9 protein-coding genes are annotated in these 15635 nt (G+C 71.2%); 8 read left to right on the plus strand and 1 reads right to left on the minus strand.

The genetic code is table 11. From position 1 onward, the window contains the following. Positions 1 to 4 precede the first annotated feature (4 nt). The 8 genes from ABZV93_RS27725 (at position 5) to ABZV93_RS27760 (ending at position 14888) form a co-directional block, all read left to right on the plus strand. A complete protein-coding gene (locus ABZV93_RS27725; protein ID WP_354941689.1) occupies positions 5 to 2638 on the plus strand; it encodes a hypothetical protein in 2634 nt (877 codons plus the stop codon). Then, positions 2635 to 6591 carry a hypothetical protein gene (locus tag ABZV93_RS27730; protein WP_354941691.1) on the plus strand — a complete coding sequence of 1319 codons (3957 nt, stop codon included), beginning with the start codon at positions 2635 to 2637 and terminating at the stop codon, positions 6589 to 6591. Before ABZV93_RS27725 ends, ABZV93_RS27730 begins: the two co-directional genes overlap by 4 nt. A gap of 4 nt (positions 6592 to 6595) precedes the next feature. Next, positions 6596 to 8113, plus strand: coding sequence for a hypothetical protein (locus tag ABZV93_RS27735; RefSeq protein ID WP_354941693.1), 1518 nt, complete (start codon positions 6596 to 6598; stop codon positions 8111 to 8113). A gap of 52 nt (positions 8114 to 8165) precedes the next feature. Then, the gene (locus ABZV93_RS27740; RefSeq protein ID WP_354941695.1) at positions 8166 to 8834 is read left to right on the plus strand and encodes a TetR/AcrR family transcriptional regulator; all 669 of its coding nucleotides are present in this window, start codon (positions 8166 to 8168) and stop codon (positions 8832 to 8834) included. A gap of 163 nt (positions 8835 to 8997) precedes the next feature. Then, on the plus strand, positions 8998 to 11559 hold the full coding sequence (locus ABZV93_RS27745) for an MMPL family transporter (protein WP_354941697.1): 2562 nt from the start codon (positions 8998 to 9000) through the stop codon (positions 11557 to 11559). A 506-nt stretch (positions 11560 to 12065) separates the two neighbouring features. Next, positions 12066 to 12626 carry a hypothetical protein gene (locus tag ABZV93_RS27750; RefSeq protein WP_354941699.1) on the plus strand — a complete coding sequence of 187 codons (561 nt, stop codon included), beginning with the start codon at positions 12066 to 12068 and terminating at the stop codon, positions 12624 to 12626. 163 nt (positions 12627 to 12789) lie between these two features. Further along, complete coding sequence (locus ABZV93_RS27755) at positions 12790 to 13404, plus strand: DinB family protein (RefSeq protein ID WP_354941701.1); 615 nt, start codon at positions 12790 to 12792, stop codon at positions 13402 to 13404. Positions 13405 to 14087: 683 nt separating this feature from the next. Continuing rightward, entirely contained in the window at positions 14088 to 14888 is an 801-nt protein-coding gene (locus ABZV93_RS27760) for a trypsin-like peptidase domain-containing protein (RefSeq protein WP_354941703.1), read from the plus strand. A gap of 237 nt (positions 14889 to 15125) precedes the next feature. Here ABZV93_RS27760 and ABZV93_RS27765 read toward each other — a convergent pair. Next, on the minus strand, positions 15126 to 15635 hold a 510-nt coding region (locus ABZV93_RS27765; RefSeq protein ID WP_354941705.1), incomplete at its 5' end, for a transposase.

Here is a 15635-nt window from a genome sequence, read left to right on the forward strand (position 1 = left end):
AGCCGTGGCGGACCAGCAACTGACGTTTCGTTCGTGGGTACGCGAACGCATCGCGGGCGCGGCGACCGGTGTGCAGGACGGCCGACCGCTCGTGCAGACCTCGGTGACCCTGTCGGGTACGGACGCGAACGGCCAGGCCACCACGGCCGAGACGCGGCAGGTGCAGTTCCTGCTCGCCGGCCCCGGTGACGTCGTGAACCTCGCGCGGGCTGCGGTGGTCAAGCGCTACCCGTCGCCGGGCGCCGGCGACCACGAGTCGGACCGGTGCGCGCACGTGGAGTTCGCCGATCCTTCGCTGCCGTGGCGGTACTCCCCGGCACCCGCCCCGGCGCCCGGCACAGGTGCGGTCCACCCGTGGCTGGTGCTCGTCGTCGGGGTCGAGGGCACCGACCTCGTGCTCGCCGGTGAGCAGGTGACGCTGAACCCGGCCGTGCAGCAGGCCCACCCGCTGGGCGCGGCCACCCAGCCGTACCCGTGGGCACACGTCCAGGACGACGCCGAGGGCAGACGGGTCGCGCGGGTGCTGTCCGGCCGGCGCCTGGACGCCGGCACCGACTACGTCGCCGTACTCGTGCCCGCCTTCGACGCGGGCGGCCAGAAGCGATGGTCGGGCACCGCGCCGGTCACCGTCCCCCTCTACGACCACTGGCGGTTCCGCACCGCGACTCCGGCGGGCAGCTTCGAGGATCTCGCCGCTCGCCTGCGACCGGGGTCGGCCGACCCGGAGACCGGCCGGGCGCCACTGGACTATCCGCGGGTGCCGTCCGCCGGCGACCTGCAGGTGCGGGGCGCGCTCGCTCCCATCGGTGTGGGCGACGCGGCTCTTCCGCCGGATGTGCGATCGGACCTGGACGGGCTGCGCACGCCGGCGACCGACGACAAGGGACGCCCGATCGTCGGCCTGCCCCGGTACGGCGAGACGTGGCGGGCCGGCGCGCCGGAGCAGACCACCTGGGCCGGGAACCTCAACACCGACCCGCGCGACCGCGGTGTCGCCGGCCTCGGGCTCGAGCTCGGCATCCGGTTACAGGAGGACCTGGCCGCCGAGGCATCGGCACACCTCGGCGCCCTGGCCGAGTCACGTCAGCGCATCCGGGACCTGGTGTTCGGCCTGCGGGCCTCCGCGGCGGTGTGGGAGCGGCGCCTGCCGTCGGACCCGGTGGACCGGCTCTGGCTGCTCGGCCCCGCGCTGCGCCGGGTGGTCACCCCCGACGGCACGGTCGGGGACCTCGCCACCGCCGACGACCGCGCACTGCCCGCCGGTGTGTTCTCCACCGCACTGCGGCGCATGCTGCGCACCGGCCCGGCCCGTACGGCTCTGCTGCGGGACGCGAAGGTGACTCCCGGCGAGGTGCTGCGAGCCGCGAACCGCTGCCCGCCAAGGCCGAAACCGTCCGGCGACGGCTTCCCGGTGGAGGATCTCGGCATCGGACTGGAGGAGCTGGAGGAGCGCCGGCGACGGGCCGCCGAAACCGGCGAGGTGGACCTCCGCACCGCGCTGGAGCTCGCCAAGCAACTGGCCGAGCAGGCGTACGAACCGCTGCGCGACCTCGCCTTCTCGATCGTGGACCGGCTGGCCCAGGCTGTCGACCGGGGGGCGCCCGCGCCGTGGGCCCGGGCGCTGGAACTGCTCGCCGCCGCGGCGAGCACTACCGACGACGAGACCGCCCGGCGACTCGTGGTCACGATGCGGCTGTTCCTCGAACGCTTCCCGCGTCCCGCGACCAAAGACGACCTCACCGACCTGCTGGACGGCTTGGAGGAGCCGGAGCCGAGCGAGCCACCCTGCCGCCCGGTCGACCTGGACGCGCTGGCCGAAGGCGTGGTCAAGGCGTTCGACCCGACCGGCACCGAGGCGCCCGCCCGCGTGCGCGTGCTGTCCACCGTCGACGGGCTGGACCCCGCGCAGCCGTTGGCGCCGCCGGAGGTGTGCGTCGGGCTCGACCGGCCGGTGTGGGCCGATGTTCGGACGGCGTTCGCCGAGTGGCTGCTGCCCGGCGTCGGGAGCCTGGCCGAGGACTCGGTCATCGCCGTCGAGACCAACCCACGGTTCGTCGAGTCGCTGCTGGTCGGAATGAACGAGCAGCTGCTGTCCGAGCTGCGCTGGCGCAACATCCCCGTGGCCACCGGGTGCACGCCACTGCGGGTGTTCTGGGACCGTGCCCACACAGCCACCGGAGCCCGCGTCGACGACATCACCGGCGTTCACCTGTGGGCCGACACCAGTGACGTCGGCGAGGCATCCCACCGTCCGTCCGGTGCTTCCGGGCGGGACCTCGTGGTGGTCGTACGCGGGCACCTCTTCCTGCGCTACCCGGCGACCGTCGTCTACCTCGTGACCGCCGAGCACGGTGGCGCGCCCGACTTCACCGTCGATCCCGACCCGGCCGCGCCCCCGGTGTATCCCAGCTTCCAGGGACGCATCGGCGCCGACGTCACCTTCTTCGGCTTCCAGGGCTTCGTGCCCGAGGACATCGCCCGCACCTGGCTGGTGTTCGAGGAACCGCCGGCCGGATACCGGTTCGCCAACGACGTCTCCTCGGCACCGCAACCCCACACCTGGGCGAGGCAGGCGTTCGCCCGCCCGGTCCGCGTGCTCATCGCCGGCGACCGGCTCGACCCGGAGGGACCCCAGTGACCGACCTGAACCCTTCCGGCCCGTCACCGGAGCCGGGCACGACCGTCGGCGTGATGATGCCCGTCCGCATCGAGACGCGGTTTCGTCCCGGGCGGCTGCTGCTGCGCGTCGTCCCCGACGAGCCGTGGTTCGCCCGGCACGACGACCGCGTCTCCCAGGGCGAGGTCGACTCGCTCCAGCGGTATCTCGACGCGCTCGACGCGGCCGGCACCGAGCCGGAACGCACCCAGGCCTGGCGCGAGCTCGTGACCCAGGTCGGAGGCGCCCGAGCGGTGTTCCTGCTCCGTACTCTCGTCGTGACCGGTCCCGACGGCCGTCCGGTCCTACGACCGCTGGACCCGGACGAGATCCGCGAGGAACCACGGCTGCCGCGCATCGAGGGCTTCCCCGACAGGCTGTACGTCTGGCTGGCACGCGGGGGAGGTGCACCGGCCCTCGCGACCACGATGTCGGTCGACAGGACGCGGCTGCTGGCCGACTTCCCCGACCCCGACGTGCCCGGCGACAGGCGCTGGTGGGAGGACTGGGACGAGGCCGTGGCTGCCGGGCTCGCCGCGGAGATCCCGCTCGACGGAGAGCCCGGCGACATCGACGCCCTCTACGTCACCGGGCTCGGCGACGGCGACCCGGCGGCGTTGTTCGCCGACCACCGCGACGAGGGTCGCCTGGCGACCCTCCCACCCGGTACGCCCACCAACTCCGTCGACGGCAAGGCCGCCGCACCACTGGGCAACGACCCGGACACCTGGTGGGACGTACTGCGGACTCCGGCCGGGGAGTCCGACCGCGCCGTCTCGGCCGCCCTCACCGGCGACCCCGACCTGCTGGGCAACCTGCCCGGGCCGTCGGAGCCGCACCGGGCACTGAACAGCGCCATGGTGAGCGCGCTGTGGCCCGCGCTGTGGGGTTTCGCCGGCGCGGACTTGTGGGCAGTGCCGGACGGTACGCATGCCGCGTCGCGGTGGGCACCGCACGCGCTGTTTCCCGAAGGCGGGTTCCCGACACTGCGAGTGGGCTCCCAGCCGTACGGCCTGTTGCCCGCCACCGCGCTCGGCCGGTGGGTGGCCGATCCCAACGACCCTCCCGTCGAGGAGGCGATGCGGAAGGCGCTCCTCGAGCTGCGGGAGGCCTACCGTGCCGCGGCCGAGTCGCGCGGCACGGTGGTCGGCGCCTCCATCGAGCACCTGCTCGACCTGATCGGGCAGGTGCCGACCTCTCCGCTCTTCCGGCATCGGCGTGCCTGGCCGCTGGAGCTGTGGTGGCTGGTCCTGCTGCTACTCGCGTTCGGCGTGCGGTGGGAGGAGCTCGACCGGGCGTGGCTCGACCGGCATCAGCTTGCCGTACTGCTCGGACTGCATCCGTCCCGCCGGTACGGCACCGTCGGCGCGCCTCGCCGGCTCGGCATCCCCCTCGTCGTCCCCGAGCGGATGCCCGAGGACACGACGGTCGGAAAGGTGCTGCGCACGCTCGTGGGGCTCGCGTACGAAGGGCCGCACATCTTCGCGCGTACCGAGGTGATCGAACGCGAGTTCCTGCGCTTCCCGCCGGACAGCCTGCTGCTGCGGCTGGCGATCCGTTCCCTGCAGGTGGCGATCGGGGATGTCGGCCGCATGCGGTTGTCCCCGCCGGAGCCTCCTCCCCACCCGGAGGACGTGGCCCGCGACGCGGGCGAGCCGCCCCGGCTGGAGGCGTGGATCCGCGCCGCCACCTCCGAGTCCCTGCGTGCGCGCACCGAGGAGGCGGACAGGTTCCGCCGGGCCGCCGACGGGTTGCTCGCCCTGGCCGATCTCGAGGTCGAGCCCGACCGGCTCGAACGCCTGCTGCGCGCGACCGTCGACACCGCGGCAGTCCGTATCGACCCGTGGCTGGTCGGGTTGCCGACCCGCCGGCTGCAGGACCTGACCGACCGCGGTGGTACGGCGTTGCGGCTGGGCGCGTACGGGTGGGTCGACCATCCCCGCCCCGGCAAGCCGGGTCCCACCGCGGCGGGACTCCTGCAGGCGCCCTCGCCAGGACAGGCACTTACCGCGACCGTCCTGCGCGACCGGGCCGTCAACGATCCCGTCGACAACCGGTGGGACCTCGACCTCACCTCCCGCACGGTGCGGGACGCGGACCGGACCGCCGAGCACGTACGCATCGGCGCGCACCTGGCAGAGGCGCTCGGCCGAGAGGTGGAACGCGTCGTCGCAGCCCCCGGCGACGTCGCGCGACTCCGGCGGGAGTTCCCGGTACGCACCGAGCACCAGGGCCGGCGCACGTGTGACGGGCTCGCCGTGCTGGCGGCGCCGCCGTCCTCCCTGGGCCTGGACCCCGCCCGGCTCGCGGAGCTGGAGCGGCTGCGCGCCGGCCTGGACACCTACGGGGACCTGCTCGTCGCCGAGGCCGTCCACCACGTCACCGAGGGACGAGCCGAGGTGGCCGGTGCGGTCCTGGACGCCGCCGCCGGTCTGGCCCGGCCACCGCACCTGGGCCTGCTGCGTACGCCCCGCGAGGGCAGGGCGGTCAGCACGTCGGTCGTACTCGCCCTGCGCGACGTCGCCGAACCCCCGTTGCCCGCCGACGACCTGGAACGCGCCGTGGTGGGCCCGGCGGCGCTCGCCGACGCCGCGACGGCGGCACTGCTCCGGGAGCAGACCGGCGACGCCACGCAGTGGACGTTCGAGGTCGCGGAGGTGGACGCCTCCGGAGTGCCGGTAGGTGTTCCGGTCACGGTCACCCTCGCCGACCTCGGCCTGTCGCCCGCGGACGCGCTCGCACTAACGCGTACCGATCTGGAGAGGCTGGCCCTGCATGCGGGTGCACAGGTGCTCGGCGTGGACGCCGTGCAGGCCGCCGTCAGCGCGGGGGACGGGGCGGTGCGCTACGAGCAGGCCGCACGGCTGGTGGCGCTCGTGGGCCGCAACCCCGCGGGGCCGGACGCGGTATCCGAGCAGGCCGACGCACCTGCCGACCAGGCGGCAGTGGACGCTGACCTGCTCACCCGCTACACCCTCGTCCGAGTCACCGGGCTGACGCTGGTCGGGCAGCTCGGCGACCAGCTCGCGGCGACCGGACCGGACGGCGGGATCGGGACCGCGGACCCCGACGTGCTGAGCCGGTTCGTGGTCGCCGCCCGCGCATGGGGCGTCGCCCCGGACCCGGGGGCCGACCCGGCCTGGGACGGGCTCGACGCCGTGGAGGTGGCCGAACGGCGCCTGGTGGCGACGGCGGCCAGAGCGCTGGAACTACTCGGCACCCGCGTCGCGGCCAGCCCGTCCACGGTCGAACCAGGACCGGGCGAGCCGTCGCCGGCCGCGGCGCTCTCCCGCGCCGACCTGGTCGAGGCCCTCGCCACACTCGTCTCGCCCACCGGCCAGCTCGCGGTCACCGGACGGCTCACCGCCGATGCCCTGCCGGTTTCCCAGGCCGACGCCGCCCTGGACCGGCACTGGCTTTCCACGGTGGCCGCCGTGCGCGACTCACTCGCGCGCGTCGAGGTCCACCAGCTGGCGAGCGGCACCCCGATCGGCGGCACCCCGCTCGTCGGCTGGTCGAACAAGCCGGCCGACCCGTGGCAGCGAACGCCGGACGCGAGGCGACTGGTGGTCGCGTACGCGGCGCCGGACCTCGACCTCACCGCTCTTCCCGGGACCGCCCGGGTCGCTGTCGCCGCTGTCGACAGGTTCACCGAGGTCATCCCGGCGGAGGAGCAGACGACCGGCGCCGCCTTCGGTTTCAACGCCCCGGCCGCCCGTGCGCCGCAGGCCATCCTGCTCGCCGTTCCGCCCGACCCCGGCAAGCCGATGGACGAGCGGACCGTCGTCGACATCGTCGCCGACACGCGACTGCTCGCCCGGGCGCGCATGGCCCGGCCGGTCGACCTCGGCCGGGGCCTGCAGGGGATGCTGCCCGCCTCGCTGCTGCCGGCGAGTGGGGCGATCGCCGTACCGCTGGAACCGACAGGGAGCTGACGACGTGGCCCTCATCTTCGACGCGATGCACCGGCTGGAGGCCGACGCCTTCCAGACCGACCTGGCGCGCGGCTTCACCGCGGAGGTCGCCGACCCGGCGTGGCTGCTCGGCCGCCAGTGGCAGCTGGGGGAGCACGCCGGTGAGGACGCGTCGTCGCCGGTACGGCTCACCTACCGTGCGCGGCTCACCGGCATCGACCCGGTGGCCGGGCAGCCGCACCTGGACCCGCGTACGACACCTGCCGAGGCGATCGTCGAGTCCGAGCCGGGAGATTCGTGGACGCCGGGCCGCCGGATCACCGTGGGCCGGGCGGTCGCCGAGCAGGCCGACGCCGCTGGCATCGCATTGGACGAGGACTCGCTGCTGCTGTCGGGCCTGCCCGCGCCGTACGACCTGCTCGACGGGACGGGCCCGGACGGGCGCGTCCTGTGGGCGCGGCGCGCCGAGCTGGGCCTGGACGAGAACTGGTTCGGCGACCTGCGCCCGCCGGACCCTGAGCCGGTGGACCTGTGGGACCCGGCGGAGCTGACGTACGAGGCGGAGTTCTCCGCCGGCGGGGTGACGCTCGCACTCGAACGCCACGACGGCGGGGACCTCGACTGGTACTCGGTGGACGCGAACACCCCGATGCCCCCACCGGCCACACCCGCACCGGCGACGGAACTCTTCCCGGGCCGCGTCAGATACCCCGGCGCTCCGCTGCCCCGGTGGTGGGAGATCGAGGATGCCAAGGTCGACATCGGCGGGTATCCGCCCGACCGGTCGCACCTGGCGACCCTGCTGCTCATCGACCTCATCGTCAACCAGTCCGACGACTGGTTCGGGTTCCCGGTGGACGCGGTCGCGGGCCACGTCCTCACCCTGGACGAGGTCGTCGTCCAGGACTCGTTCGGTGAGTCCTGGAGCCTCGATCCGCCCAAGGACTGGAGCATGTTCACCACGCACGGCCTGGACTCACGGTCGCTCGTGGTGTGGGCGACGGCGGCCACCCCGCTGGCCGGTCCGCTGCTCGACGAGGTCGTCATCGGCATCGACGAGGACGCGAACCTCGTCTGGGCGGTCGAGCAGCGAATCCACGGACGCGGAGTCCCCACCGAGGCGGACCCACCCGCCGAGCCACCGGCACGCATCGACGCGTCCGGACGGGCCGGCTTCGCGTACCGGCCGATGACGAGGGTGCCGCCGCGGTGGCACCCGTACGTCATCGAGTCCGTGAACGGGCGGCGCCGGTTCGTGCAGGGGCGTGCGGTGGATCTGTCCGGGCCGGCCGCCGTCCTCATGCCCGAAGCGGAGAGCGACCTGCTCATCGACCCCGCGTCCGGTGGCGTGCATCCCACGCACCAGCTGGAGCCGGCCGCGGTCCCGTCCGAGGGTCTACGGGTCGAACGCCGCGCGATGCTTGCCCGCGCCACGGACGGCTCGCCGGTGTTGTGGACGCAACGGCGACGCCAGCCGTTGCAGACCCCGCCCGGGCTCCGTCTGCGGTTCGACGTGATGGAGCCGGTCCCGCCGACGCCCTGACCCGCGCCCTGATCAATTTGCATCCAGTGCAAGTTGATGGCACCGTGGTGGGGTGGGCGAGGCCAGGGTGGACGGACGCAGCGTCCTGCGAGAGCAGCGCCGCGACGCCATCCTCGCCTCGACGCGTGGACTGGCGATGACGAGCGGTCCCGGCGGATTCACCGTGGACGAGGTCGCGGCCGCGGCCGGAGTGTCCCGGCGTACGGTGTTCAACCACTTCCCGACGTTCGAGAACCTGCTCGTGGCTGTGTGTGAGCAGGTTCTCGCGCAGGTCACCGACCAGTTGCTGCAAGCCATCGACGCCGAACTCGAGAACCTGCCCTCGGACGCGAGCCGGCACGTCGCTGCCGTCGACGGGTTGTGCGCAGCGGTGCGCGACACGGACCTGCCGACCGCGATGACCACCATCGTGAGCATCGTCGGCGAGGACCACGAGGAACAGCCGCGGGGGCAGGCGATCTCTCAGACCGCCCTGGACCACGTCGGCCGGCGGCTGGTGGCACAGGTGCAGGCCCACGTTCCCGACATCGACGCGCTGGTCCTCGGCCTGACGGTGGCGTTCCTCATGAACGGCATCGGCGTCATCGCCCGCCGATGGGTCAAGGAGTACGCGGCCACGGTGACACCGGCGTCCCGGCGAGCGTGGCGCGGGTACATGACCCGCCTTACCGATCAGCTCGCCGGCGGATACCGAGGCGCGATCGAGCGCGGACCTCGGTGACCCCGGCCGCCGACGAGCCGACACCTCGCCCGACTCACCGACATTCCACCGGCGCGGCCCTGTCCGGCGCCACCTCCCGATGCGCGGCGTCGACCCGCCGTGCGGCCGCCCGCCCGAGACCGGCACGCGAACACGCTCGACCGAAAGGAACCGAAGCAGCGACATGGCTGAGCTTCTCTATCGCGTAGGACGATTCGCTGCGCGGCGCCACTGGACCGTTGTCGGGACCTGGGTGGCCGCGATGCTGGTCGTACTCGGGACGTTCCTTGCGTTCTCGGGCTCCATCTCCTCGGCAATCTCCATCCCGGGTACGCCGACCAGCAAGGTCACCGACCAGCTCGCCACCGACTTCGAGGGGACCGGCGGCGGCTCCGGCAGCGTGGTGTTCAAGTCCGCCGACGGCACCGCGTTGAGCAAGGAGCAGCAGAGCGGGATCGCGGCCCTCCTCCACCGGATCTCGCGCGTCGACGGGGTGCAGGGCGTCACCAACCCCTTCGACACCCAGGCGCAACTCGACGCCGGCAAGGCCAAACTCGTGGCCGGCAAGCAGCAACTCGAGCAGGGAAAGAGCAAGGTCGCGCAGGGACTGGAAGAACTCGACTCGGCGCAACGGCAGCTTGACACTCAGCGCGAGCGGGCAGGAGGCACCGCGGCTCCGGACAAGGTGAGGCAGCAGCTGGCGGCGCAGCAGGACAAGCTGGACCAGGGCAAGCAGCAACTCCAGCAGCAGAAGGCCAAGCTCGACGCGCAGGGCGCCGGACTGAAGTCCGCGACCCAGGTCGCGGAACTCTCGTCGGGATTCCGGTTCGTGTCGAAGGACCGCGCCGCCGCTGTCGCGGCCGTGAGCTTCGACCGGCCGACCAACGAGGTACCGGCCGAGACCAAGACCAGGATCGAGAAGCTCGTCGACGAAGCCGGCATCACGGGCGCCAAGGTGCTGCTTTCGCAGGACATCTCCCAGGCCGTCCCCTCCGTCCTCGGGCCTGGCGAGGTCGTCGGGGTCATCGTCGCGGCGATCGTGCTGGTCGCCATGCTGGGCACCGCCGTCGGTGCCGTACTTCCGCTGGCCAGCGCGATCCTCGGCGTCGGTGTGGCCACCCTCGCTGCCATGTCGTTCTCGGGCCTGTTCGACTTCCAGTCCGTCACACCCGTGCTGGGCGTGATGCTCGGACTCGCGGTGGGCATCGACTACTCGCTGTTCATCCTCAACCGCCACCGCAACCAGCTCAGGCAGGGCATGGACCTGCACGAGTCAATCGGCCTCGCCAACGGTACGTCCGGCAACGCCGTCGTCTTCGCCGGTACGACTGTCATCGTGGCGCTGCTGGCCCTTAACATCACCGGCATCCCGTTCCTGGGGCTGATGGGCACCGTCGGCGCCGGAGCAGTGCTCGTTGCCATCCTCGTCGCCACGACGTTCACCCCCGCCCTGCTCTCTCTGGTCGGCATGCGCGTGCTGCGTAAGAGGGAGCGGGCCGCACTCCGGCCGGCCACGGCGTCGGTCAGTCGGCACGACACGACCGTCGATGCGAAGGGACCCAAGCATCGCCGCGTCGACGCCCCCGAGTCCCGCGCTGTTCGGCCGACGAGCGCTCGCCGCGCGATCCTCGGGCTGGTGATCGGCGTCGCGGCCCTGGCCGTCGTCGCGCTACCTGCCCTGCAGATGCGGCTCGGGCTTCCGGACGGGTCCGGCCAGCCCGAGGACTCCCAGGCCCACCAGGGGTACGAGGTTCAGGCCGACGAGTTCGGCGCCGGCTTCAACGGCCCACTGCTCGTCGTGGCCACCCTTCCGCAGGCGGTCGACGACAAGACCCGGACCGCCGAACAGGCCGCGGTCGGGCAGGCCATCCACGACATGGGTGACGTGGAGGCTGTCGTACCGATCGCTGTCTCCACAGAAGGCACCGAGCTCGCCTTCCAGGTCATCCCCACCGGCGGGCCCAACAGTGAGTCCACCGCCAACCTGGTGCACGGACTGCGGGAGCTCGAACCGGCCGCTGCCGGCGGTGGCGAGGCCACCCTCGGGGTGGCCGGGAACGCCAGCGCCAACATCGACGTGTCGCAGAAGCTCTCCGACGCCCTGCCGGTCTATCTCGTGCTGGTGGTCGGGCTGTCGTTCCTGATCCTCGTCCTGGTCTTCCGCTCGCTGCTCGTTCCCCTGACCGCGACGATCGGGTTCGTCCTGTCCCTGCTGGGCGCCTTCGGCGGAATCACCGCCATCTTCCAGCTCGGCTGGGTCTCCGGTCTGTTCGGCGTCCACTCGCCAGGCCCGATCCTGAGCTTCCTGCCCATCATCGAGACCGGCATCCTGTTCGGACTTGCCATGGACTACCAGCTGTTCCTCGTCTCCGGGATGCGCGAGGCCTACGCCCACGGCGCCCCGGCCAAGGTGGCCGTGCAGCGTGGCCTGCACGCCGGGCGCAGCGTGGTCACCGCGGCGGCCATCATCATGATCTCGGTGTTCGCCGGCTTCATCTTCTCCCACGACACCACGATCAAGCCGATCGGTTTCGGTCTCGCGTTCGGCGTTCTCCTGGACGCCTTCGTGGTCCGGATGCTGATCATCCCCGCCGCCATGCATCTCCTGGGGGACAAGGCCTGGTGGATCCCACGCTGGCTGGACCGCATCCTGCCCGACGTCGACGTCGAGGGTGCGAAGCTCGAACGCACGCACCCGGTCCCGCACCACCAGGCGGACGTCGCCGGCGCGACGCTGCGTGGATGACCGTCGACGTACGCTGCGGGGCAGCGCTGGGTAGCCTGCCGACCATGGACCAGTTGCGCCACCATCTCCTGGACGCGCAGCGCCAGCTGGGGTGAGAACGCAGCAGGGGCAGGACATGGGCAACAACGACCTGGGCGACTTCCTGCTGAGCCCGTCGTGCTGGACCGATCCCGGGCGAGATCGGCCTGCCGGTCGTACGGCGCCGGGTCGCCGGGTCCAGGTCTGCGCCGCCCTGAGGTGGTCAGCCAGCCAGACGAGGCGCTACGCTGCGGACAGCGAGTGACCCCGCGAGGAGCTGAGGAATGCCCGGTCGTTCAAGCGCGCGTTGACGTTGTAGGTCCCAAGTGGCCTGTCATCGCGTGCTGCCCTTGGTCTGCGGCACGGCGAACCTTGTCGGCCTGCACTGCCGGTGTGCTGTCGTGCGCCGAGTGCGGCCTCGTTCTCGCTAACCCGAAGGGGTCCTTGTGTCGTCTACTTCCTCAGCCGTATCCGACTCTGCTCAAACTGTGCCGCCAGGACGCCGCATCATCGTCACCGGGCAGGCCGGGGCCGGGAAATCCACGCTCTCGCACGCCCTTGCGGCCAAGGCTGGCTTGCCCCTCATTCATCTCGACCTCGAGTTCTGGAAGCCCGGCTGGGTCGAACCGTCGGAAGCTGAGTGGGGCGAGAAGCAACGTCGCGTCCTTGCGGGCGACGCGTGGATCGCCGACGGCAACTACACCGAGACGCTCGCTCTTCGTCTCGAACGCGCCGACACCGTGGTGGTCCTCGCCACGCCGTGGTGGCGGTGCGCGGGACGAGCGTTCCTGCGCGGCTTCAGAATGCCTGGCCAGCTGCCGGAAGGATGTGAGTACTCGCGCTGGCAACGGTTGCGCGACGAATGGCGCCTGATCCCGGCCATCTGGCGCGACCGGCGCGCGAACGAAGGCGAGCTCGCGATCATCGCCCAGCATGCGCAACACGTGACTCGGCACGTGTTCAAGTCCAAGCGGGCGATCAGGGAGTTCCTCGACGGATTCGACGCCGACGACCGCCCAGCGAGCCCGCCTTCGTGCGGCTGCCGGTGACGCCGCGATCGTCACTTGATCCGACATCCTTCCTCAGGACCGATGCCCTGATCTTGGATGTCCGTCAAACCGGGTCAGCTCCACCTCCGGGGGCACGGTTCGTGGCGTCGCTCGGCTCCGGGAATCTTGCAGCACGCGGCAAGGGCATGCCAGGCTCGCCGCCATGACGGACAAGCGTGCCGACCTGTTCCTCACCTGGATGGGCCTCATCGACAGTTACACGCTCGACCGAGCGTGGAAGGACCTCATCCAAGACGAGCTCGACTTCGAGCCGCACCCGGGTGCGTGGGGCATCCGCCCGCGGGGTGAGCAACGTACGAAGCACGCCGGCGGCGATGACAGCGGCCAGTGGGTCGTCGAGTGCGACTGGGACCTTGCGACCGACGAGTTCAACGGCAAGCCGGTCGTGATGCCCATGACAACCATCAACTGGCTGCTCAACCACTTCGGCGCCGCGCCCGGCCTGTTCGCCGAACTCGAGATCGTCGGCGGCCCCACCACCCCGACACGCGAGATCTACGGGCGCATGTGGGCCCACACGATCATCCCCACCGTCGACGAGGGCCTGGCGCGATTCAACGCCGGCTGGGCCGCGCTGAAGGAAGCGCTCAAGAACACCACCGACGAGATGCTCGAGCGGGAATACCCGGGCCATCCCTGGGGGCGCGGCGACCACGCCCTCGCGGCAATGCTCAACGAGGTGAGCCACCACGGCACGCAGATCTGCATGGTGCGCGACATCTACGCCAACCGTTATGGCAGGACCCGTCAACGCTGAAGCGGCCGCGGACGTCAAACGGATCTACGGCGAGTACGCGACTGTTGGCCCGCAGCCGTCCAGAGTGGAGGGATCGTCCGGATGGCCGTGGTCAGGACAGGGATGCTGTCGACCATGGCGTCGGGCTCGGCCGCGAGGAGATTGGCTTCCGGTCGGGAGACTTGGCGTAGCCGATGCTGTGAACTCTGGTCGCGTGGGCGATCGATGTCGGTCAACGAGTCACTGATGAGGACGCACTCCGCACTGGGAGCTGCGAAGATCTCCAACGCCTCTCGGACTGGTTCGGGCGTGCAGCGGGTCGTAGGTCGTCGCGATGTCCTCCGGGACGTCGACCTCGTGCTCGCGGAGCACCCTACGCATCGGGTTGATCATCGGCGCTGCGGCGCGCGGCGGGCGGTGGCCACCCTTGAAGACGTGAGGAAACTCTTCACCGGCTCGAGGATGAACTCGGCGGATCTGTTTTGTCGGTCAGGGTGTGAAGGGGTGCAGCGCTTTGCCGGTACGAGTGCCGGCGTGGCTGGACCGTCTGGCCCTGTGATGTGGTGGTGGGTCGCCGGTGGGCTGTTGGTATGACGTGGTGGGAGCGTCCTCGATTCGGTTCGCGAGGTCCGCCTGCCCGGTGTGACGGATCCGCCCATGTCCGGTCGCCTCGTGGTGGCAGGCGGGGGCGTGGTGTGGTGGTGATGGCGGCTCTTACGGCGGTGTTCCTCGCTGTGGTCGGCGCGGTCACTGTGGTGGGCTTGAAGAGCAGGTCCATGGGCCAGCAGGTAGTCGCAGAGCAGACGTTGCGGCAGGGTTTTCAGCTGGATCCGACGGCGATGCGGGTCCCGCTGATCGTCTCGGCTGTCAGGTCGAGCGTGGTCGAGGTCTGTGCTCAGTCCGCCCACGGGATGTCGACGGGTTCGGGCATCGTTGCCAGTGACAGCGGGTTGGTGCTGACCAACTTTCACCTGGTCGCCCGGGCCACCTCCGCCGGTGGCATAGATGTGAGGGTGGCAGGGGAGCAGGAGAACCGCCACGCCAGGTTCGTGGGTGCAAGCTTCGCGGCGGACCTGGCCGTGGTCAAAGTCGACCAGACCAGGGGGCTCACCCCGGCACCGCTGGTGAACTCCGACCGTCTGCAAGTGGGCAGCGAGGTGATCGCGCTGGGCTCGCCGAAGGCTTTGCAGGAAACGACGAGGTTGGTTGCAGTCACCGCGCTCCACCGGCTGATCACGGTTCCTCCTCCCGCCTTCGCCGGTGAGCACGAACGACGAGCCACCTACCGGGCGATCCAGATCGACACCGCCTTGCCCGCACGCGACGTGGCGTTGCGCCGGGCCGGCTCGGGTGGCGGGTTGGTGGACCTGCAGGGCCGCCTGGTGGGGCTGCGGTCCTCGCTCTACCGGCCCGCACACGGGCGCCCAGCCGCAGGGCAGGACCTCGCGCTCCCGATCAACGAAGTGGAACGCCTCACTGCCTTGGCGACGGCTGCATATGGATGAGCGAAGGAGAGAGAGCAGTATGGCCGCGCCCGAGCCATCGTCTCGTTCCCGCCTCGCTGCTGGGGGTGTCGTGCATGCAAGGGGAGGTGCTGATGGATCAGACAACCAGCCGAGACAGAGCTAGCGTCGCCGACGACGTTCGGGGCCTTGCACGTGTGATGGTGCCGTTTGTCCTCTGCGCTGCTGTCGTCGGCGGCATCGAGCTTGTCAAGTTGTCTGTGTAAGCGGGCTTGGGTTTTAGCTGATGTAGGGGGCGAGTCGGTCGGGGTAGGCGATGGCGAGGGCGCCGAGGGCTTGTTTCCAGCCGTGGACGGTCGCGCCTTCGACGAGCCGGCCGGCGGCTTTGCGCTTGTCTCGCGCGATGCCGGCTTCCTTGGCGCGTTCGCGTGCCCGCTTGTCCTCGATGTCGCGGATCGCCAGCCACAACAGCTTGATGACCGCATCGTCGCCTGGGAAGTGACCACGGTTCTTGATGATCTTGCGGAGCTGGTAGTTCAGGGACTCGATGCTGTTGGTGGTGTAGATGATCCGCCGAACTTCCGGCGGGAACGCCAGGAACGGAGTGAACCGCTCCCACGCGTTCTCCCAGGTCGCCACCGTGGCCGGGTACTTGCCGCCGAGCTCGGACGCGGCGAAGCCCAACAGTTCGGTTTCGGCGGCCTCGACGGTCGGGGCTGTGTAGATCGGCTTGAGCGCGGCGGCGACCCTCTTGCGGTCCCCGTAGGGCACGAACCGCATCGCGGCCCG

Source organism: Actinopolymorpha sp. NPDC004070, assembly GCF_040610475.1.
Taxonomy (GTDB): Bacteria; Actinomycetota; Actinomycetes; order Propionibacteriales; family Actinopolymorphaceae; genus Actinopolymorpha.

Coding starts and splice junctions, on each gene's coding strand:
- ABZV93_RS27745 (WP_354941697.1), top strand. CDS start 8,998: ATGGCTGAGCTTCTCTATCGCGTAGGACGATTCGCTGCGCGGCGCCAC.
- ABZV93_RS27755 (WP_354941701.1), top strand. CDS start 12,790: ATGACGGACAAGCGTGCCGACCTGTTCCTCACCTGGATGGGCCTCATC.
- ABZV93_RS27760 (WP_354941703.1), top strand. CDS start 14,088: ATGGCGGCTCTTACGGCGGTGTTCCTCGCTGTGGTCGGCGCGGTCACT.